21 protein-coding genes are annotated in these 19,674 nt (G+C 55.3%); 12 read left to right on the top strand and 9 right to left on the bottom strand.

Features of this window, described 5'->3' with window-relative positions; all coding sequences use genetic code 11:
• Positions 1-67: 67 nt before the first annotated feature.
• The 4 genes from L977_RS17115 to yfcG all read right to left on the bottom strand — a co-directional run bounded on the left by L977_RS17115 (position 68) and on the right by yfcG (position 2,602).
• A complete protein-coding gene (locus L977_RS17115) occupies positions 68-577 on the bottom strand; it encodes a GNAT family N-acetyltransferase (RefSeq protein ID WP_023330979.1) in 510 nt (169 codons plus the stop codon).
• A 44-nt stretch (positions 578-621) separates the two neighbouring features.
• Positions 622-1,515, bottom strand: coding sequence for a TIGR01777 family oxidoreductase (locus tag L977_RS17110; protein WP_023330978.1), 894 nt, complete (start codon positions 1,513-1,515; stop codon positions 622-624).
• Positions 1,516-1,528: 13 nt separating this feature from the next.
• Positions 1,529-1,897, bottom strand: a complete 369-nt coding sequence (folX, locus tag L977_RS17105; protein ID WP_023330977.1) for a dihydroneopterin triphosphate 2'-epimerase — start codon at positions 1,895-1,897, stop codon at positions 1,529-1,531.
• Positions 1,898-1,972: 75 nt separating this feature from the next.
• Complete coding sequence (yfcG, locus tag L977_RS17100; protein ID WP_014884653.1) at positions 1,973-2,602, bottom strand: GSH-dependent disulfide bond oxidoreductase; 630 nt, start codon at positions 2,600-2,602, stop codon at positions 1,973-1,975.
• Positions 2,603-2,743: 141 nt separating this feature from the next.
• Here yfcG and yfcF point away from each other — a divergent pair, with 141 nt between their 5' ends.
• From yfcF to yfcD, 3 genes are read left to right on the top strand one after another with little or no spacing between them, the layout of a single operon-like run.
• Entirely contained in the window at positions 2,744-3,388 is a 645-nt protein-coding gene (gene yfcF / locus L977_RS17095) for a glutathione transferase (protein ID WP_032635979.1), read from the top strand.
• Positions 3,389-3,444: 56 nt separating this feature from the next.
• Positions 3,445-3,996 carry a phosphodiesterase gene (yfcE, locus tag L977_RS17090; protein WP_047626327.1) on the top strand — a complete coding sequence of 184 codons (552 nt, stop codon included), beginning with the start codon at positions 3,445-3,447 and terminating at the stop codon, positions 3,994-3,996.
• A gap of 55 nt (positions 3,997-4,051) precedes the next feature.
• Positions 4,052-4,618, top strand: a complete 567-nt coding sequence (yfcD, locus tag L977_RS17085) for an NUDIX hydrolase YfcD (protein ID WP_006811396.1) — start codon at positions 4,052-4,054, stop codon at positions 4,616-4,618.
• A gap of 3 nt (positions 4,619-4,621) precedes the next feature.
• On the opposite strand, the gene L977_RS17080 is transcribed toward yfcD, so the two are convergent.
• Complete coding sequence (locus L977_RS17080) at positions 4,622-5,641, bottom strand: LacI family DNA-binding transcriptional regulator (RefSeq protein ID WP_014884650.1); 1,020 nt, start codon at positions 5,639-5,641, stop codon at positions 4,622-4,624.
• Between the two features lie 233 nt (positions 5,642-5,874).
• Between L977_RS17080 and L977_RS17075 the strand changes: the two genes are divergently transcribed.
• The 5 genes from L977_RS17075 (at position 5,875) to L977_RS17055 (ending at position 9,856) form a co-directional block, all read left to right on the top strand.
• Positions 5,875-6,318, top strand: coding sequence for a PTS sugar transporter subunit IIA (locus L977_RS17075; protein WP_014884649.1), 444 nt, complete (start codon positions 5,875-5,877; stop codon positions 6,316-6,318).
• Positions 6,319-6,397: 79 nt separating this feature from the next.
• Positions 6,398-6,670: a PTS sugar transporter subunit IIB gene (locus L977_RS17070; protein WP_014884648.1), complete on the top strand. Its 273-nt coding sequence runs from the start codon at positions 6,398-6,400 to the stop codon at positions 6,668-6,670.
• A gap of 21 nt (positions 6,671-6,691) precedes the next feature.
• Positions 6,692-8,083, top strand: a complete 1,392-nt coding sequence (locus L977_RS17065; protein ID WP_047626324.1) for a PTS ascorbate transporter subunit IIC — start codon at positions 6,692-6,694, stop codon at positions 8,081-8,083.
• On the top strand, positions 8,080-8,910 hold the full coding sequence (locus tag L977_RS17060) for a transketolase (protein ID WP_014884646.1): 831 nt from the start codon (positions 8,080-8,082) through the stop codon (positions 8,908-8,910). Before L977_RS17065 ends, L977_RS17060 begins: the two co-directional genes overlap by 4 nt.
• On the top strand, positions 8,903-9,856 hold the full coding sequence (locus L977_RS17055; RefSeq protein WP_047626321.1) for a transketolase family protein: 954 nt from the start codon (positions 8,903-8,905) through the stop codon (positions 9,854-9,856). Before L977_RS17060 ends, L977_RS17055 begins: the two co-directional genes overlap by 8 nt.
• A gap of 114 nt (positions 9,857-9,970) precedes the next feature.
• On the opposite strand, the gene pta is transcribed toward L977_RS17055, so the two are convergent.
• Together pta and ackA are read right to left on the bottom strand one after the other, a co-directional pair.
• Positions 9,971-12,112 (bottom strand): phosphate acetyltransferase, encoded by a 2,142-nt coding sequence (pta, locus tag L977_RS17050; protein ID WP_023330971.1) that lies wholly within the window; start codon positions 12,110-12,112, stop codon positions 9,971-9,973.
• Positions 12,113-12,188: 76 nt separating this feature from the next.
• On the bottom strand, positions 12,189-13,391 hold the full coding sequence (gene ackA / locus L977_RS17045; RefSeq protein WP_014884643.1) for an acetate kinase: 1,203 nt from the start codon (positions 13,389-13,391) through the stop codon (positions 12,189-12,191).
• 337 nt (positions 13,392-13,728) lie between these two features.
• Between ackA and yfbV the strand changes: the two genes are divergently transcribed.
• The 4 genes from yfbV (at position 13,729) to L977_RS17025 (ending at position 17,350) form a co-directional block, all read left to right on the top strand.
• On the top strand, positions 13,729-14,184 hold the full coding sequence (gene yfbV / locus L977_RS17040; RefSeq protein ID WP_047626319.1) for a terminus macrodomain insulation protein YfbV: 456 nt from the start codon (positions 13,729-13,731) through the stop codon (positions 14,182-14,184).
• Positions 14,185-14,276: 92 nt separating this feature from the next.
• Complete coding sequence (locus tag L977_RS17035) at positions 14,277-14,771, top strand: YfbU family protein (RefSeq protein ID WP_008502874.1); 495 nt, start codon at positions 14,277-14,279, stop codon at positions 14,769-14,771.
• Positions 14,772-14,782: 11 nt separating this feature from the next.
• Positions 14,783-15,442 (top strand): sugar phosphatase, encoded by a 660-nt coding sequence (locus L977_RS17030; protein ID WP_014884641.1) that lies wholly within the window; start codon positions 14,783-14,785, stop codon positions 15,440-15,442.
• A gap of 75 nt (positions 15,443-15,517) precedes the next feature.
• Entirely contained in the window at positions 15,518-17,350 is a 1,833-nt protein-coding gene (locus L977_RS17025) for an SLC13 family permease (RefSeq protein ID WP_047626318.1), read from the top strand.
• A 52-nt stretch (positions 17,351-17,402) separates the two neighbouring features.
• Here L977_RS17025 and yfbR read toward each other — a convergent pair whose 3' ends face one another.
• Positions 17,403-18,002: a 5'-deoxynucleotidase gene (yfbR, locus tag L977_RS17020; protein WP_014884639.1), complete on the bottom strand. Its 600-nt coding sequence runs from the start codon at positions 18,000-18,002 to the stop codon at positions 17,403-17,405.
• 118 nt (positions 18,003-18,120) lie between these two features.
• Positions 18,121-19,335, bottom strand: coding sequence for an alanine transaminase AlaA (gene alaA / locus L977_RS17015; protein WP_003861471.1), 1,215 nt, complete (start codon positions 19,333-19,335; stop codon positions 18,121-18,123).
• Between the last annotated feature and the right edge of the window lie 339 nt (positions 19,336-19,674).

The following is a 19,674-nucleotide window of genomic DNA, read 5'->3' as shown; positions in this document are numbered from 1 at the left end:
GTACAGCCCAATCGCCCGGTGGCGCTTCGCTTACCGGGCCTACAAAAACCGCAGTGCCGCCCGGCATTCAGACCGCACCACACTCCAGCCGATAGACCCAGTCGTCATACCGCACCCCATTAATTTCATATGCCTTTTCCAGTACCTGCGTACGCACAAAACCGGCTTTCTCCAGCACGCGCACCGACCCGCCGTTATCCGCCAGCACAAACGCGTTAATGGCCTTCACGCCGGTCTGGTTAAAGGCGTAATCACACACCGCGCGCAGCGCCTCGCTGGCAATACCTTTCCCCTGCGCAGCAGGCACAACCGTATAGCCGATATCTGCCTCTTCATGATTCGCCGGGCTGATTTGCAGGCCAATATCGCCAAGCGGGGTCTCCTCATCCCGAAAACGGATCACGAAAACATGCTCGGCCATCAGGCGCGCGGCAAACACGCGTCGGGTCTCTTTTTCCGGCGCGATGGCGGACATATAGCGCATGATGTCGCGGTTTTCACGCAGCGAGCGGAAGAAGGCCCAGTCGGTGGGTTCGAAAGGGGTGAGATGAAGCCGGGGAGTGGTGATGGTTGCCATTGTTACGCCATTTCATCGGAACATGGCGTACAACTGTAACATATTCACCGCACCACATCCCCCAGCGCCTCTTCTAAGTCATACCAGCGGAACGCGAACCCCGCCGCTTCCAGCCGTTTGGGGAGCGCCCGTTGTCCGCCTAATACCAGAACGGACGCTTCACCCATCATCAGGCGAATCACCGTGGCAGGTACGCGCAATATCGCCGGGCGATGCAGGGCGTGCCCCAGAGCGTGAGCAAACTGTTCATTACGCACGGGATATGGCGCAACCATATTAAACGGTCCGCGCAGATCGTTATCCAGCAGCCAGAGAATGCCGTTGACCATATCGTCGATATGGATCCACGCCAGATACTGACGGCCGTTGCCAATCGGTCCGCCGAGTCCCAGCTTAAAAGGCGGGAGCATTTTGCCCAAAATACCGCCGTTCGGCGCAAGTACCACACCGGTACGCAGCAGGCAGACGCGGGTACGATCGCTTTGCGCCGCACAGGCGATGCGTTCCCACTGGGCACAGAGTTTATGGGTAAATTCGTTGTGGGGCGGCTCTTCCTCGGTCACCACCACTTCGCCAAGATCGCCGTAATAGCCCGTCGCTGAGCCCGAAATCAGCACCGACGGCGGCGTGTGGCTGTTGCGAATCAGCTCAACCAGCTTCTCGGTGATGTTCCAGCGGCTGCTGCAGAGCCGCTGTTTCTGCTCTTCGGTCCAGCGCTTATCGGCAATGGGTTCACCCGCGAGGTTGATGACGGCATCAAAGCCGTCCAGATTTTGCTGCTCAGCCAGCCCTTTCCAGATGTCGACGCCTGCGCCCAGCACCTGACGCGCTTTTTCCGGGCTGCGCGTCACCACAGTGATGTCATGATGCAGCGCCTGAAGACGCGCAATGAGATGGCGACCAATCAGACCCGTACCGCCGGTCAGCAAAATCTTCATACAACCTCCAGGTTTATCCCTGGCGTCGCCAGCTTAACGTCATAGAGACGGAGTCGGCGTAGCGCAGGGCGTGAAGTTTATCGATCTCTACTTCAGCATAAGTGACCCAGTGATGATCGCGTGCGATATCGAGCACATCCTGAGTTAATTTCTCCAGCAGAGAGAAGCGGTTGTTCTCCACGTACTGAATGATGTTTTTGGTTATCGTGCGATAGTTCAGCGCGTCATTGATGTCTTCGCTGGCCCGCGCTTTGTCGGCGGGATAGTGAATAACCACATTAATGACAATATCCTGACGGTTGGCAATCTCTTCCTCTTTGATACCGATGAAGGTACGCAAGCGTAAATTTTTTATACGAATAATAGCGTCTGGCTGTGACATTGCAGGTCTTCTCCGTGTCAGTAATTGCCGCCCATAATACATGAGAGGCTTGCAGGCACACAGCCTCCTATAAGGTTAAATCTGCTGGATTTTTTGCAGTGCGCGTTCGGTGGCCGGGCGGGTACGGATACGTTCAAACCAGTTGTTCACCGCCGGGTAGGACGCGAGATCAATCCGGTGTTTTTCATGGGTATTCACCCACGGCCAGCAGGCGATATCGGCAATGCTGTAATGATCTCCCCCAAGCCACGGCGTTTTTTCCAGCCGCTGGTTTAGCACGCCATACAGACGTTGCGTCTCCACCTGATAGCGTTCTATCGCATAAGGGATGGGCTGCGGGGCGTAAGCGGTAAAATGGTGATTCTGTCCCAGCATGGGCCCAAGTCCGCTCGCCTGCCAGAAGAGCCATTGCAAGGTATGGTGACGTTCACGCAGCTCCCCGCTCAGGAGTTTGCCGGTTTTCTCCGCCAGATAGAGCAAAATTTCGCCGGATTCAAACAGGCTCAACGGTCTTCCTCCGTCGGCCGGCTGATTATCAATAATGGCCGGAATTTTATTGTTCGGCGAGATAGCCAGAAAGAGAGGACTGAACTGTTCACCTTTGCTGATATCCACGCGAATGATTCTGTAATCCAGTTCGGCTTCTTCGAGAAAGAGGGTGATCTTATGGCCGTTTGGGGTAGGGGCGTAATAAAGGTCAATCATTCTCAACTCCTGTCCATGCGAATAGTAGTGCCACGACAACTGAGTATAGGTAATTGTTGTAAATCGTGAGTTTTCATCAAGTGACAGCGGGGCAAAGAGATTATATGTTGAGTAAAAAACCGATCAGCCGATGAGGATGTTATGAACCAGCCCCTAATCACGTTGTGGTCCGATGCGAATTTCTTTTCCCCCTATGTCATGAGCGTGTACGTTGCGCTGGCTGAAAAAGGGCTTACTTTTACGCTGAAGACCGTTGATCTCGACGGCGGGGAACATCTCAAACCGCAGTGGCAGGGTTACGATCTCACCCGACGCGTACCGGTGCTGGAGGTTGACGGCTTTGCGCTGAGCGAATCATCAGCGATCGATGAATACCTGGAAGATCGTTTTGCGCCCCCCGAGTGGGAACGGATCTATCCTCACGATCTGCAAAAACGCGCCCGTGCGCGGCAGATCCAGGCGTGGCTACGTAGCGACCTGGTGCCGATTCGTGTAGAGCGCTCGACGGATGTCGTGTTTGCCGGGGTGAAAAAGCCAGCTTTGAGCGCGGAAGGCACGAACAGCGCCCAAAAACTGATTGAAACGGCCACGTCGCTTCTCGCGCATGGCAATCCGAACCTGTTTGGTGAATGGTGCATTGCCGATACCGACCTGGCGCTGATGCTGAACCGCCTGATCCTCAACGGCGATGAAGTCCCTCAGCTGCTGGTGGATTATGCAGCGTTCCAGTGGCAGCGCGCCTCTGTGCAGCGCTATGTGGCACTCTCCGCTAAGCGCGCGGGCTGATAAGCCCTGACGCTTCAGGTATGATAAGGGCAGTGTGTTTTCCGAGGGAGAGACGAATGAAATTGATGTTTGCGTCGGATATCCATGGATCGCTGCCCGCGACCGAGCGCGTGCTTTCTCTGTTTGCGCAAAACGGCGCGCAATGGCTGGTGATTCTGGGGGATGTGTTAAACCATGGCCCGCGCAATGCGCTGCCGGAAGGCTATGCCCCTGCGCAGGTCGCGGAGAAGCTTAATCCGTTTGCCTCGCGCATCATTGCCGTGCGCGGTAACTGCGACAGCGAAGTCGACCAGATGCTACTGCACTTTCCCCTTACCGCTCCGTGGCAACAGGTACTGCTGGAAAACAGCCGCCTGTTCCTGACCCACGGGCACCTTTTCGGCCCGGATAATCTCCCGGCACTCGCGGCTGGCGATGTACTGGTTTACGGTCATACTCATATTCCGGTGGCTGAAAAACGCGGTGAAATTTATCACGTTAACCCGGGGTCGGTCAGCATACCCAAAGGCGGATATCCTGCGAGCTATGGCATGCTGGATGGAAATACCCTGAGCGTAATCGCACTTAATGATCAGCAAGTTATTGCGCAGGTAGCGATTAATCCGTAAGTTACACCCCAACTGCAAACGCGCCGAAAGAGCGCTTAGACGAGAAGGTTTCCCGATGGTGGAGCAGAATCATTTGGCAAGTACTGAATGGGTTGACATTGTCAGCGAAGAAAATGAAGTGATCGCGCAGGCCAGCCGCGAACAAATGCGTGCAGAGCGTCTGCGTCACCGTGCAACCTACATTGTTGTGCATGACGGCATGGGCAAGATTCTGGTTCAGCGTCGCACGGACACGAAAGATTTTCTCCCAGGTATGCTGGATGCCACAGCGGGTGGTGTCGTGCAGGCCGATGAAGTGCTGCTGGATTCCGCGCGTCGTGAAGCGGAAGAAGAGTTAGGGATTGCCGGTGTGCCATTTGCTGAACACGGGCAGTTCTATTTCGAAGACGAACATTGCCGCGTCTGGGGCGGACTGTTTAGCTGCGTTTCCCACGGGCCTTTCGCCCTGCAGGAAGAGGAAGTGAGCGAAGTCTGCTGGATGACGCCGGAAGAGATTACCGCGCGTTGCGACGAGTTCACGCCGGATTCGTTAAAAGCACTGGCGCTGTGGATGACCCGCAACGCCAAAAACGAATCCGCTAAGCCGGAAAATAAAGCGGAAAAAGAGGAAGAGGCTGAATAAGCCTTAACAGCTTTCCCGCAGACACAGGCTGGACGCGATAGGTTTATGGTCGCGCCAGTCTCCATCATTCAGACGTTCCAGTAACGCTTTCCCGGCCTCAATTCCAATCTTTCGATGCGGTACCGCCATGGTCGTCAGCGGCGGCTGACAGACGCGGCTGACGTCGCTATCCCCAAAGCCCACGACGGCAAGATCGTCCGGCACTTTGATTCGCCGACGCTGACACTCATACAGCGCACCACAGGCCAGTTCGTCTGAAACGCATACCAGCGCATCCAGCTCCGGCCACGCCAGCAGAAACTCAGGCAGCTGCGCCGCACCGGTCGAGAAGCTCGGCGGCATGGCGGCGTTAATCACCCGGTTCGGCGACAGATGATGGCGCAGCATCGCTTTGTACCAGCCCTGCAAATGCTGCTGGAAAATCCACTGTTCCTGGTTGGCGCACAGCAGGCCGATATTCTGGTAGCCGCGCTTAATAACCATTTCTGTTAGCTCATACATGGCCGCCACGTTATCAATCCCGATATTCATATCAATCGGGTCGGCGCGCATAGCACCCATCTCCATCACCGGGATGGAGGCATTTTTCAGCCAGTGGCGAACGGTGTCGGTATGCTCCACGCTGAGCAGGATCGCGGCGGCAATATTTGACGCCAGCAGCGTTTCCAGCAGCTTTTCCTCCTGTTCAAGACGATGCTGAGACTCGGCCAGCATGATCTGGTATCCGGCAGGCTGAAGCACCTGCTGTAGCCCGGCAAACATCTCTGAACACCCAGCTTCGGAAAGATTAGGAACAACCATTGCGATCGTCCATGACGACGCCGATGCCAGTGCGCTGGCGGCGAGATTGGGCATATAACCCAGTTCCTGCACCGCAGCTTCAATTTTTTCACGCAGTTTATCGGAAACCTGTTCCGGCGTGCGGAGCGCACGGGAGACGGTCATCGTGCCAACTCCGGCAAGCTGTGCGACATCCGCGAGCGTGACTTTTCCGGTACTGCGCCGTTTTCGGGTTAAAGACATACACCTTCCTGCTGACCAGACGCGTTCTTATTTCCTTCACTCCAGGTGACAGGCAGTATACGCCTTAAATCCCTTTTTTTGCTGTGATTTCACACGATGATGGCATTTTGATAGCGCTATCACACTTCTGCATGTTAATCGTTGGTAGCGCTATCTTTGTGACCGGGATCGCAGTCAAGGATTGATGGGTTGAATAAAGTTTGCTCATCTTTGGCGTGACGACGGAGTGAAAAGTGCTCAAAAAGTGGATATATGATACAACCATCACGCTTCAGGAGAGCGTTGAAAGCTGGCCGCAGGCGCTGGAGATATGCGCGAAACCGTTACTGGAGCTGCAGGTGATTGAACCGGAATACGTGACGGCAATCATTCAGCAGCACCATGCTTTAGGACCGTATTATGTGCTGGCACCAGGGCTGGCCATGCCGCATGCGCGGCCGGAAGAAGGCGCCAAAGGACTGGGGTTGTCATTACTAAAACTAAAACAGGGCGTCTCTTTTGGTGCCGGGGAGTTTGACCCTGTCGATGTCATTATTATGCTCGCGGCACCGGACAAACATAGCCATATCGAGATGATCTCATCGCTGGCAGAGTTATTTTCCAGCGACGAAGATATGGAAAAATTACATCAGGCGAATACCCTGGAGGACATTAAAACCATTATTGACCGCTTCTGATTTAATTCTTTAATCCGATTATTCACAACATTACGCGCCAGCGTGATGGGGCGTGCTCTACTCATAAAAGGGGACAACAATGAAAATCATGGCTATTTGTGGGTCTGGCCTGGGCAGCAGTTTTATGGTCGAAATGAACATTAAAAAGGTACTCAAAAAGCTGGAAATTGACGCCGAGGTTGAACACTCCGATCTCTCCTCCGCCACGCCGGGCGCGGCTGACCTGTTCGTGATGGCAAAAGATATTGCCGCCAGCGCCAGCGTACCGGAAAGCCAACTGGTGGTGATCAATAACATCATTGATATCAACGAACTTGAAGCGCAACTGCGCGCCTGGTTCGAAAGACAATAATCCTGATAAGGCGAGGTGGATATGTTTATCCTTGAAACGCTGAATTTCGTTGTTGATATTTTAAAAGTCCCTTCGGTGTTGGTCGGATTAATTGCCTTGATCGGTCTGGTTGCGCAGAAAAAAGCGTTTTCAGATGTGGTGAAGGGAACCATTAAAACGATTCTTGGTTTTATTGTGCTGGGTGGTGGCGCCACGGTGCTGGTGGGGTCATTAAATCCATTGGGGGGTATGTTCGAGCACGCCTTTAATATTCAGGGCATCATTCCCAATAATGAAGCGATTGTTTCGATTGCTCTGGAAAAATACGGTGCCTCTACCGCGCTGATTATGGCGTTTGGGATGGTAGCGAATATTATCGTCGCGCGCTTTACCCGTCTGAAGTACATCTTCCTGACCGGGCACCACACGTTTTACATGGCGTGCATGATTGGCGTCATTCTCACCGTGGCGGGCTTTGAGGGGGTAGGGCTGGTCTTTACCGGATCGCTGATCCTCGGCCTGGTTATGGCTTTCTTCCCGGCCATTGCGCAGCGTTACATGAAGCGCATCACAGGTAACGATGAGATCGCCTTCGGCCACTTCGGCACCCTGGGCTACGTGCTGTCCGGCTGGATTGGCAGCAAGGTCGGCAAAGGCTCTCGTTCAACCGAAGAGATGAACCTGCCGAAGAACCTGAGCTTCCTGCGCGACAGTTCGATCTCTATCTCCCTGACGATGATGATTATCTACCTGATCATGGCGGTGAGCGCCGGGCGGGAGTACGTCGAAGCCACCTTCAGCGGCGGTCAGAACTACCTGGTTTACGCCATTATCATGGCGATCACCTTCGCGGCGGGCGTTTTCATCATCCTGCAGGGCGTGCGCCTGATTCTGGCGGAAATCGTCCCGGCCTTTACCGGCTTCTCTGAAAAACTGGTGCCGAACGCACGCCCCGCGCTGGACTGCCCGGTGGTCTACCCCTATGCGCCAAATGCCGTGCTGATTGGCTTCCTGTTCAGCTTCCTCGGGGGAATTGTCGGGTTGTTCATCTGCGGGCAGTTCAGCTGGGTGCTGATCCTCCCGGGCGTCGTGCCGCACTTCTTTACCGGTGCAACGGCGGGCGTGTTCGGTAATGCCACCGGCGGACGTCGCGGGGCAATGATAGGCGCCTTCGCCAATGGTCTGCTGATTACCTTCCTGCCGGTTCTGCTGCTGCCGGTGCTGGGCGCGATTGGCTTTGCTAACACCACCTTCTCGGACGCCGATTTCGGCGCGGTGGGGATTGTGCTCGGTAACCTGGCGCGCTTCCTGTCACCGCTTGCCATCACCGGGCTGGTCGTGGCGCTGTTCGCGCTGCTGGTGGCCTACAACCTGTTTGCGAAAAACAAACCTGCGGGCGGTAACGCGCAGGAAAATACCGGAGCCAAATCATGAATGAGAATGAGATAACCGAGCTGGCGCGCCAGATTCGCCTTGAGACGCTGAAATCGCTGACGCAGCTCGGATTTGGACACTACGGCGGCAGCATGTCGGTGGTCGAAACGCTGGCCGTGCTGTACGGCGCGGTGATGAAAATCGACCCGGCGGATCCGGACTGGCCAGAGCGAGATTATTTTGTCCTGTCAAAGGGCCATGCGGGCCCGGCGCTGTACAGCACGCTGGCGATCAAGGGCTACTTCCCGGTGGAGGAACTGAGCACCCTGAACCAGAACGGTACGCGCCTGCCGAGCCATCCGGATCGCCTGAAAACACGCGGCGTGGATGCGACCACCGGTTCGCTGGGGCAGGGGATTTCCATTGCTGGCGGGATGGCGCTATCGCACAAGCTCGCCGGGCGACCGAATCGGGTTTTCTGCATTGTCGGTGACGGCGAGCTGAACGAGGGACAGTGCTGGGAAGCCTTCCAGTTTATTGCCCACCATCGTCTGAACAATCTGACGGTATTCGTCGACTGGAACAAACAGCAGCTGGATGGCGAACTGGATGAAATCATTTGCGCGTTTGACCTCGAAGGGAAATTCCGTGCCTTTGGTTTTGACGTGGTGACCGTGAAGGGAGACGACATTTCGGCGCTGCTGGACGTGACGTCGCGCGTGCCGGCGAAAGACGCCCGCCCGCAGGTGGTGATCCTCGACAGCATTAAAGGGCAGGGGGTGCCGTATCTCGAACAGCTCAGCAATTCGCACCACCTGCGATTGACCGCGGAGAGCAAAGCGGCCCTCAACGAGACGATTCGCCAACTGGAGGCTTCACATGATTAAGGTTGCACCGGCAGGACAGAAAGACGCCGTTGAGATGCGTAAGGTCTACGCGGGCTTCGTGGCAAAGCAGATTGAGGCCGGAAGCGAGATTATCGCCCTGGAAGCGGACCTGATGAGTTCGATGGCGATGGACGGCGTGGCGCGCGATTATCCGCAGCACGTGATTAACTGCGGCATCATGGAGGCCAACGTGATCGGTACAGCTGCCGGGCTGTCGCTCACCGGTCGCAAACCGTTCGTGCATACGTTCACCGCGTTTGCCAGCCGACGCTGCTTCGACCAGCTGTTTATGTCCCTGGACTATCAGCGTAACAACGTGAAGGTGATAGCCTCGGATGCTGGCGTGACGGCCTGTCACAACGGCGGGACGCATATGTCGTTCGAGGATATGGGCATCGTGCGCGGTCTGGCGCACTCGGTGGTGCTGGAGGTGACCGACGCGGTGATGTTTGACGATCTGCTGCGCCAGCTTATCGATCTGGAAGGCTTCTACTGGGTACGCACCATCCGTAAGCAGGCGCCGAGCGTGTATGCGCCGGGCTCAACCTTCACCATCGGCAAAGGCAACGTGCTGCGTGAGGGAAGCGATATTACGCTTATCGCCAATGGCATTATGGTAGCGGAAGCGCTGGAGGCGGCGCGTCAGCTGGAGCAGGAGGGGGTCAGTGCAGCGGTTATTGATATGTTCACCCTGAAGCCCATCGACCGTATGCTGGTGAAAAACTACGCTGAGAAAACCGGGCGCATCGTGACCTGTGAAAACCACAGCATTCACAACGGTCTTGGCTCGGCGGTGGCGGAAGTGCTGGTGGAAACCTGCCCGGTGCCAATGCGACGCGTGGGGGTGAAAGAGCGTTACGGTCAGGTGGGGACGCAGGACTTCCTGCAGAAGGAGTACGGCCTGACGGCACATGACATCGTGTCGGCGGCGCGAGAGCTGCTGTAATAAAAAAGGCGACCCTTTGTGGTCGCCTTTTTGTTGCCCGGTGGCGCTAGCGCTTACCGGGCCTACGGTCCTGTAGGCCGGATAAGCGAAGCGCCATCCGGCAAGACCTTACAATTACTGCTGCTGCGAAGACTGGATCGCCGTCAGCGCGATGGTATAGACGATATCGTCAACCAGCGCACCACGGGACAGGTCGTTCACAGGTTTGCGCATACCCTGCAGCATTGGCCCGATGGAGATCAGGTCTGCTGAACGCTGTACCGCTTTATAGGTGGTGTTACCGGTGTTCAGATCCGGGAAGATGAACACGGTAGCGCGACCTGCAACCGGAGAGTTCGGCGCTTTGGATTTTGCCACGTCAGCCATCACGGCGGCGTCGTACTGCAGCGGACCGTCGATCATCAGATCCGGACGTTTTTCCTGAGCAATACGGGTCGCTTCACGCACTTTCTCTACGTCGCTACCTGCACCAGAAGTACCGGTGGAGTAGGAGAGCATCGCAACGCGCGGCTCGATGCCGAAGGCAGTCGCGGAATCTGCGGACTGAATAGCGATCTCAGCCAGCTGCTCTGCGGTTGGATCCGGGTTGATCGCGCAGTCGCCGTAAACATAAACTTGTTCAGGCAGCAGCATGAAGAACACGGAGGAGACCAGAGAACTGCCCGGTGCGGTTTTGATCAGCTGCAGCGGTGGACGGATGGTGTTTGCGGTGGTGTGAACTGCACCGGAAACCAGACCGTCAACTTCGTCCTGCTCCAGCATCAGCGTACCCAGCACCACGTTGTCTTCCAGCTGCTCGCGCGCAACGGCTTCGGTCATGCCCTTGCTCTTACGCAGTTCAACCAGACGGGCAACGTAGCTTTCACGAACCACTTCAGGGTCAACGATTTCGATGCCCGCACCCAGCTCAACGCCCTGAGACGCCGCAACGCGGTTGATCTCATCCGGGTTACCCAGCAGCACACAGGTCGCGATGCCGCGCTCTGCACAGATAGCCGCCGCTTTAACGGTACGTGGCTCGTCACCTTCAGGCAGAACAACGCGTTTGCCCGCTTTACGCGCCAGCTCGGTCAGCTGGTAACGGAATGCAGGAGGAGACAGACGGCGGCTGCGCTCGGAGGTCGCGGTCAGGGATTCGATCCAGTCTGCGTTGATGTAACCTGCAACGTATTCCTGAACTTTCTCGATACGCTCGTGGTCATCAACCGGCACTTCCAGGTTGAAGCTCTGCAGGCTCAGGGAGGTCTGCCAGGTGTTGGTATTCACCATGAAGACCGGCAGGCCAGTGGCAAACGCGCGTTCGCACAGCTTGCTCACGCGTGGGTCCATCTCGTAAGCGCCGGTCAGCAGGATGGCACCGATCTCTACGCCGTTCATCGCCGCCAGACACGCTGCAACCAGCACGTCAGGACGATCGGCAGACGTTACCAGCAGGGAACCTGCGCGGAAGTGTTCCAGCATGTGCGGAATGCTACGCGCACAGAAGGTCACGGACTTCACGCGGCGGGTATTGATATCGCCTTCGTTAACGATGGTCGCGTTCAGGTGACGCGCCATATCGATTGCACGGGTGGCAATCAGATCGAAGCTCCAGGGTACCGCGCCGAGAACAGGCAGCGGGCTGGAATCCTGCAGTTTCGCCGGATCAACTTTGACGACCTTCGCTTTGGAAGAGTCGTCGAAGATCTCAGACAGGTCTGGGCGAGTACGGCCCTGATCGTCAACCGGGGCGTTCAGTTTGTTCACGATCACGCCGGTGATGTTGGTGTTTTTCGTGCCGCCGAAGCTGCTGCGTGTCAGTTCGATACGCTCGTTCAGCTGTTCCGGGGTATCAGTGCCCTGGGACATGACGAAAACGATCTCTGCGTTCAGGGTTTTCGCGATTTCAAAGTTCAGAGACTGAGCAAACTGGTGTTTGCGCGTCGGGACCAGACCTTCAACCAGCACCACTTCTGCGTCCTGCGCATTTGCATGGTAGTTGGCGATGATCTCTTCCATCAAAACGTCTTTTTGGTTGCTGGAGAGCAGCGACTCAACGTGACTCATCTTCAGCGGTTCAGCCGCTGGCAGATTGGAGTTTTTGCGAACGATGGTGGTGGTCTGGTCAGGCGCATCGCCACCGGCACGAGGCTGGGCGATTGGCTTAAAGACGCTCAGACGAACGCCTTTGCGTTCCATAGCACGGATTACGCCAAGGCTGACGCTGGTCAGGCCGACGCTGGTTCCGGTAGGGATCAGCATAATAGTACGGGACACGGTTTATCCTCTTTCGTTACCGCCGACACGGGGCGGGTTACAAAACAGCACCGCCAGCATTGCTGGCGGTGTGGAATCAGGCAGTCAGGCGGTGTGCGTCTTGCGCGATGACCAGCTCTTCGTTAGTTGGGATAACGATAGCCGGACGGGTGCCTTCTTTGTTGATGAAGCCAGACTTGCCGAAACGCGCAGCCAGGTTACGCTCGTGATCAACGTCGAAGCCCAGAACGCCCAGTTTGCCCAGGGACAGTTCACGAACCATAGCCGCGTTCTCACCGATACCACCGGTGAAGATAACCGCGTCCAGACGACCGTCCATCAGCGCAGTGTAAGAACCGATGTATTTCGCCAGACGGTGGCAGTAAACGTCCATTGCACGTTTAGCGTCTGCTTTCTCTGCGTAGTTGTCTTCAACATAGCGGCAGTCGCTGGTGACTTCGGTCAGACCCAGCAGGCCAGACTCTTTAGTCAGCATTTTGTTGATGTCGTCAACGCTCATGCCCAGAGTGTCGTGCAGGTGGAAGATGATCGCCGGGTCGATGTCACCGGAACGGGTACCCATCACCAGACCTTCCAGCGGGGTCAGACCCATGGAGGTATCAACACATTTACCGTTGCGGATAGCAGAAACAGAACCACCGTTGCCCAGATGGCAGGTGATGATGTTCACTTCTTCAACAGGTTTGTTCAGGATTTTTGCGGCTTCCTGAGTCACAAAGAAGTGGCTGGTGCCGTGCGCGCCGTAACGACGTACGCCGTGCTCTTTGTACAGGCTGTATGGCAGGGCATAGAGGTAAGACTCTTCCGGCATGGTCTGATGGAACGCGGTGTCGAACACGGCCACGTTTTTGTCTTTCAGATTCGGGAAGGATTTCAGCGCTTCAGCGATACCGATCAGGTGCGCCGGGTTGTGCAGCGGAGCAAAAGAGGCAGAATCTTTGATGCCCTGGATAACAGATTCGTCGATCACGACGGAGCTGGTGTATTTTTCGCCGCCGTGGACGATACGGTGACCAATCGCAGTCAGCTGAGCAGACAGTTCTGGTTTTTGTGCCAGAATAGTGTTAACGATAAAGTTCAGCGCTTCACTGTGAGCGGCGCCTGCACCTAAAGCCGCTTCTTGTTTGCTGCCGTCCATCTTCCACTTGATACGTGCTTCAGGCAGATGGAAACATTCGGCCAAACCAGAGAGGTACTCGTCACCGTTGAGCGCATCGATGATGGCGAATTTCAGTGAGGAGCTACCGCAGTTCAGAACCAGTACTAACTTACTCGACATGGAAGTACCTATTATTGATACGTGGCTAAAAAAACGTCAGTGAGTCTAACAGCGTAACGCATGATGACTCGGACATTTATGATTAACATCATGCCAAACAAACATTGTGGCATGATGGAAGAAATAACTATGATTTTATGCCATTTTGCACAATTTTCAGCCAATGGCATAATGTGCGATAATTTGACGAGTGAATGATTCTCGTCTATGGCCCAATCAGGCTGGCACAGGATACCCGATACGGGGTAGCGATGACAAAATATTTTGAACGTTGTCATAGCCTGTTGTGGTTTTGCACAAAAATTTTAATGTTTATACGTGAAGTTGAGGTACAGCCATGTCGACACCCGAAACCCCTACCGTGAATTTCTTCAGTCTGTTTCGTCGGGGACAGCATTACGCAAAGACGTGGCCGATGGAAAAGCGCCTTGCGCCAATGTTTATTGAGAATCGCACCATCCGCGCCACGCGCTTCGCGATTCGCTTTATGCCCCCTGTCGCCATTTTTACCCTGTGCTGGCAAATAGCGTTAGGCGGACAGCTTGGCCCGGCCGTGGCGACAGCACTCTTTGCGTTAAGCCTGCCGATGCAGGGGCTGTGGTGGTTAGGAAAACGGTCCATCACGCCACTGCCACCTTCTATTTTACACTGGTTTTATGAAGTCCGTGGAAAGCTGGAGGAGGCCGGGCAGGCGCTTGCTCCGGTTGAAGGCAAGCCGGATTACCAGGCGCTGGCGGACACGTTAAAGCGCGCTTTTAAGCAGTTGGATAAAACATTCCTCGATGACTTGTGATTGATCATCGAAACGACTAACAAAAAAAGGCACAGTAACAAACCGTTACCGTGTCTTTTTTTTACAGTGCAATGCGCTACAGGAGTCGAAAGATGGAAATGACCCATGCTCAACGTCTGATTTTGTCTAACCAGTACAAAATGATGACAATGCTTGATCCCGATAACGCTGCGCGCTACAGCCGCCTGCAGACTATCGTCGAACGGGGGTTTGGTTTGCAAATGCGCGAACTGGACCGCGAGTTTGGTGAGCTGAAAGAAGAAACCTGCCGCATCGTGATCGACATTATGGAGATGTACCACGCCCTGCATGTTTCCTGGACTAATCTCAAAGATCAGCAGTCCATTGACGAGCGCCGTGTCACCTTCTTAGGCTTTGATGCAGCGACGGAAGCGCGTTATCTGAGCTATGTCCGCTTTATGGTGAATACCGAAGGGCGTTATACCCACTTCGATGCGGGTACCCACGGCTTTAACGCGCAGACCCCAATGTGGGATAAATACCAGCGCATGCTGAGCGCGTGGCACGCCTGCCCGCGTCAGTACCATTTAAGCAGCAACGAAATTCAACAAATCATTAATGCCTGACGGAGGTGCGTGTGCAGTGTAGAGGTTTTCTGTTTGATCTGGACGGTACGCTGGTGGATTCGCTGCCGGTTGTGGAGCGTTCATGGTGCCATTGGGCTGACAGACAGGGTATCGACCATCAGGACGTACTGAATTTCATCCATGGCAAGCAGGCCATAACCTCATTGCGGCACTTCTTAGCGGGGCGTTCTGAGGAGGAGATTCAGGCGGAGTTCAAATACCTGGAGCAGATTGAGGCCACCGATACGGAGGGTATCACTGCACTGCCTGGCGCACGCGAACTGCTTGAACATCTTAACGAAGCGCAGATCCCGTGGGCTATCGTCACGTCCGGCTCTGTTCCGGTCGCGCATGCCCGTCACAAAGCGGCCGGTTTACCGAAGCCCGAGGTGTTCATTACCGCTGAACGCGTTAAGCGCGGCAAGCCAGAGCCGGACGCGTTTCTGCTTGGCGCTGAACTGCTGGGCCTCGCTCCCGCTGAGTGCGTGGTCGTGGAAGACGCGGCGGCAGGCGTGCTGGCCGGGCTGAACGCCGGGAGTCACGTCATTGCCGTTAACGTTCCGGCGGGGTCTCCCCGGCTGAGTGAGGCGGACTTTGTGCTGGATTCCCTGACGGCACTGGCAGTGTCTAAGGCGCCCGATGGCGTTGTAACCGTCTCGCTAAAAATGTAATCCCATGATTTAGCCCCACGTTGCTGGGGCTTTTTTATGGCAAAATTCCTCATCTTCCACTGACAAGGATAGGTTGTGAACGGTGAACTGATTTGGGTCCTGAGCCTGCTTTTAATCGCCATTATTCTCTTCGCCACAGGCAAGGTGCGCATGGATGCCGTTGCCCTGTTTGTCATCGTCGCGTTTGTGCTGAGCGGCACGCTTACGCTACCGGAAGCTTTCTCCGGGTTCAGCGATCCTAACGTTATCCTGATTGCCGCCCTGTTTATTATTGGCGACGGCCTGGTGCGCACCGGTGTGGCGACCATCATGGGCGCGTGGCTGGTTAAAGTGGCCGGCAGCAGTGAAACCAAAATGCTGATCTATCTGATGCTGACGGTTGCCGGGCTGGGGGCGTTTATGAGCTCAACGGGCGTGGTCGCTATTTTTATCCCGGTGGTACTGAGCGTCTCCATGCGGATGCAAAGCTCGCCGTCGCGACTGATGATGCCTCTAAGTTTTGCCGGTTTGATAAGCGGTATGATGACGCTGGTGGCGACGCCGCCAAACCTTGTCGTAAACAGTGAGCTGCTCCGGGAAGGTTTTCAGGGCTTCAGCTTTTTCAGCGTCACCCCGCTGGGTCTGGTGATTCTGGCGATGGGCGTGGTCTATATGCTGCTGACCCGTTTTGCCCTGAAAGGCGAGAACCAGGACAAAAACAAAGACGGGTGGAAGCGGCGCACTTTCCGCGATCTCATCAAAGAGTACCGCCTCACGGGGCGGGCACGGCGTCTGGCCATTCGCCCCGGCTCGCCGATGGTCGGCCAGCGTCTTGACGACCTGAAACTGCGCGAGCGCTATGGGGCGAACGTGATCGGCGTGGAACGCTGGCGCCGTTTTCGCCGGGTGATCGTCAACGTCAATGGCGTATCGGAATTTCGGGCGCGTGACGTCCTGCTGATCGATATGTCCACTGCGGATGTGGATTTGCGCGAGTTCTGCAGCGAACAACTGCTGGAGCCAATGGTGCTGCGCGGGGAGTATTTCTCCGATCAGGCGCTGGATGTCGGTATGGCTGAAGTCTCGCTGATCCCCGAGTCCGAACTGTTGGGCAAAACCGTGCGCGAAATGGGGTTCCGCACCCGGTATGGCCTGAACGTCGTGGGGCTGAAGCGCGACGGCGTGGCGATGGAAGGGGCCGTCGTGGATGAACCGATCCTGCTGGGGGATATCTTCCTTGTGGTGGGAAACTGGAAGTTGATTAGCCAACTCGGGCAAAAAGGGCGTGATTTTGTGGTGCTCAACATGCCGGTTGAGGAGAGCGATGCGTCTCCGGCGCACAGCCAGGCGCCGCACGCGATTTTTTGTCTGGTGCTGATGGTCGCGCTGATGCTGACCGATGAAATTCCAAACCCCGTAGCCGCCATCATTGCCTGTCTGCTGATGGGGAAATTCCGCTGTATCGACGCCGAGAGCGCTTATAAAGCCATTCACTGGCCGAGCATCATTCTTATCGTGGGGATGATGCCTTTTGCCCTCGCGCTGCAAAAAACCGGCGGGGTAGATTTAATCGTTAAAGGGCTCATGGACATGGGCGGCGGGTACGGACCGTATTTAATGATGGTGTGCCTGTTCATTATGTGCGCCACGATCGGGTTGTTTATCTCCAATACCGCCACGGCGGTGCTGATGGCGCCCATTGCGCTGGCGATGGCGAAATCCATGGGCGTGTCACCCTACCCGTTTGCGATGATGGTGGCGATGGCGGCTTCCGCGGCATTTATGACGCCGGTTTCATCCCCGGTCAATACGCTGGTGCTGGGGCCAGGAAATTATAAATTCAGCGATTTTGTGAAGATTGGCGTGCCATTCACCGTGCTGGTGATGGTGGTGTGCGTGGTGTTAATTCCGGTTTTATTCCCGTTTTAGCGTGAGCGCAGAAACGTAGGCCGGGTAAGGCGAAGCCGCCACCCGGCAAAAATTACAACGGTGAATCCTGGCTAATCTCATCCAGCGATAAATGGAAGCTCGGCACAAACACCTGCATGAAGTAGTCCATCTCGTCGCTGCGGCGGGATGCCAGGGTTTTTTCCAGACGCGTTTTCGCCAGTAAAAACTCGTTATTGCCCGCAGACAACTCTTCAAGACACTTCAGATAGGCGCACAGCGCGTCGGCCTGTTTGACCAGCGACTTTTCATCTTCCGTATACTGATGCTCGTCGATGAGCGGTTCAAAGATATCGCGCAGCTCCTCGGGCACCATGTCGATCAACTTCTGCTGGGCGATTTTCTCAATGGCCTTATATTCCTGCGCAATCTGTGAGTTGAAATATTTCACCGGTGTCGGCAGATCCCCGGTTAACACTTCTGACGCGTCGTGGTACATCGCCAGCAATGCGATGCGCTCGGCATTCACCTGCCCGTTAAATTTGCGGTTTTTAATGGCGGCCAGCGCGTGCGCGACCATGGCAACCTGAAGACTGTGCTCTGATACGTTCTCTGTTCGCACGTTGCGCATCAGCGGCCAGCGGTTGATGAGTTTCAGGCGGGAGAGGTGGGCAAAGAAATGACTCTGACTCATAGGTTACCTTTTGTCTTCACTGCGACAGGACTTCATTGTGCGGGGAGGGGAGGCAAGATGCAAATTTGCGGATTTTGTAGGCCGGGTAAGCGCAGCGCTACCCGGCAGAATGGCTACATTACTGATGATAACCTGAGAGGAATCGCCCGAAGCGGCTGATAGCCATTTCGAGATCGTCCTCGCGCGGCAGCGTCACGATACGCACATGGTCCGGCCACGGCCAGTTAAATGCCGTCCCCTGAACCAGCAGCACTTTTTCCTGCAACAGGAAATCGAGCACCATCTTCTGATCGTCGTGAATATTGAAGCGCTTCGCGTCGATTTTCGGGAACATATAGAGCGCCCCATTTGGCTTCACGCAGGAGACGCCCGGGATATCGTTGATCAGCTCCCACGCGCGGTTACGCTGTTCGTACAGGCGGCCTCCAGGGACGATAAACTCGCTGATGCTCTGATAGCCACCGAGCGCGGTCTGGATTGCATGCTGTGCCGGCACGTTGGCGCAAAGACGCATAGACGCCAGCATTTCCAGCCCTTCAATATAGCCTTTGGCGTGCTTTTTCGGGCCGTTGAGTACCATCCAGCCCTGGCGGAAACCGGCCACACGGTAGGTTTTAGACAGGCCGTTAAAGGTAACAGTCAACAGGTCCGGGGCCAGCGCGGCAATGGAGTGGTGTTGCGCCGCGTCATAGAGGATCTTGTCGTAAATTTCGTCGGCAAAAATGATCAGGTTGTGCTGGCGGGCGATCTCAACGATCTCCATCAACAGCTCTTTTGAGTAGACCGCGCCCGTCGGGTTGTTCGGGTTGATAATTACGATGCCGCGCGTGCGAGGGGTAATCTTCGCGCGAATATCATCCAGATCCGGGAACCAGTCAGAGGATTCGTCGCAAAGATAATGGACAGCTTTACCGCTGGACAGTGATACGGCAGCCGTCCACAGCGGATAGTCTGGCGCGGGAACCAGCATTTCGTCACCGCTGTTCAGCAGCGCCTGCATGGCCTGGACGATCAGTTCAGATACACCGTTGCCAATGTAGATATCTTCTACGGTAACGTCACGCATGCCGCGAGCCTGGTAGTGCTGCATAATGGCTTTACGTGCGGAATAAAGTCCTTTTGAGTCGCAATAGCCTTGCGCTGTGGGCAGGTTGCGGATCACATCAACCAGAATCTCATCCGGCGCTTCAAAACCAAATGGCGCAGGGTTACCAATGTTGAGCTTCAGAACCTTATTGCCTTCTTCCTCAAGGCGTTTTGCCTCTTTCAGAACCGGGCCACGGATGTCATAACAGACGTTATCTAGCTTGCTGGATTTTTCGATAGGGGACATGAACCTTTAACCTTTTCGCTATTATTGCCACTCCCTGCCGTGGAAGTCAGCACGGAATAATGTACTCCCCCCACGCTTCGTTTTGAAGGGTGTGCAGTAGAAGATTTTGTGCATGTTGTGAAATTCTGGTGAATCTTTTTTGCTGTTTGTTGACGCTTTTACTGTCGTAACGTAAGGTCAAATGCGCTGGTTAAGGGTGATTGTGCTGAAAATAATTGTAAAAAATGGATATTATCCCGGTGGAAAATAAATGACCCGTAGAGGAGAGACAGAAGTCACGCTGCGTGACTTTTCGTAAAACCTGAGTGTTGAAAAAATCTTGCAGTAATAGCCTGCAGC

Origin of the sequence: Enterobacter sp. ZOR0014 (assembly GCF_000798855.1) — a bacterium.
Taxonomy (GTDB): Bacteria; Pseudomonadota; Gammaproteobacteria; order Enterobacterales; family Enterobacteriaceae; genus Enterobacter; species Enterobacter kobei.
The sequence above is the reverse complement of the archived record's forward strand: the minus strand, read 5'-3'. Positions and strand labels throughout refer to the sequence as shown.

What these genes read in the sequence shown, in the direction of transcription:
- yfbV (WP_047626319.1), top strand. Translation starts at nt 13,729, where the DNA reads ATGTCGACACCCGAAACCCCTACCGTGAATTTCTTCAGTCTGTTTCGT.
- L977_RS17035 (WP_008502874.1), top strand. Translation starts at nt 14,277, where the DNA reads ATGGAAATGACCCATGCTCAACGTCTGATTTTGTCTAACCAGTACAAA.
- ackA (WP_014884643.1), bottom strand. Translation starts at nt 13,391, where the DNA reads ATGTCGAGTAAGTTAGTACTGGTTCTGAACTGCGGTAGCTCCTCACTG.
- yfcE (WP_047626327.1), top strand. Translation starts at nt 3,445, where the DNA reads ATGAAATTGATGTTTGCGTCGGATATCCATGGATCGCTGCCCGCGACC.
- yfcD (WP_006811396.1), top strand. Translation starts at nt 4,052, where the DNA reads ATGGTGGAGCAGAATCATTTGGCAAGTACTGAATGGGTTGACATTGTC.
- yfcG (WP_014884653.1), bottom strand. Translation starts at nt 2,602, where the DNA reads ATGATTGACCTTTATTACGCCCCTACCCCAAACGGCCATAAGATCACC.
- L977_RS17055 (WP_047626321.1), top strand. Translation starts at nt 8,903, where the DNA reads ATGATTAAGGTTGCACCGGCAGGACAGAAAGACGCCGTTGAGATGCGT.
- L977_RS17070 (WP_014884648.1), top strand. Translation starts at nt 6,398, where the DNA reads ATGAAAATCATGGCTATTTGTGGGTCTGGCCTGGGCAGCAGTTTTATG.
- alaA (WP_003861471.1), bottom strand. Translation starts at nt 19,335, where the DNA reads ATGTCCCCTATCGAAAAATCCAGCAAGCTAGATAACGTCTGTTATGAC.
- L977_RS17065 (WP_047626324.1), top strand. Translation starts at nt 6,692, where the DNA reads ATGTTTATCCTTGAAACGCTGAATTTCGTTGTTGATATTTTAAAAGTC.
- L977_RS17080 (WP_014884650.1), bottom strand. Translation starts at nt 5,641, where the DNA reads ATGTCTTTAACCCGAAAACGGCGCAGTACCGGAAAAGTCACGCTCGCG.
- yfcF (WP_032635979.1), top strand. Translation starts at nt 2,744, where the DNA reads ATGAACCAGCCCCTAATCACGTTGTGGTCCGATGCGAATTTCTTTTCC.
- L977_RS17115 (WP_023330979.1), bottom strand. Translation starts at nt 577, where the DNA reads ATGGCAACCATCACCACTCCCCGGCTTCATCTCACCCCTTTCGAACCC.
- L977_RS17110 (WP_023330978.1), bottom strand. Translation starts at nt 1,515, where the DNA reads ATGAAGATTTTGCTGACCGGCGGTACGGGTCTGATTGGTCGCCATCTC.
- L977_RS17060 (WP_014884646.1), top strand. Translation starts at nt 8,080, where the DNA reads ATGAATGAGAATGAGATAACCGAGCTGGCGCGCCAGATTCGCCTTGAG.
- yfbR (WP_014884639.1), bottom strand. Translation starts at nt 18,002, where the DNA reads ATGAGTCAGAGTCATTTCTTTGCCCACCTCTCCCGCCTGAAACTCATC.
- folX (WP_023330977.1), bottom strand. Translation starts at nt 1,897, where the DNA reads ATGTCACAGCCAGACGCTATTATTCGTATAAAAAATTTACGCTTGCGT.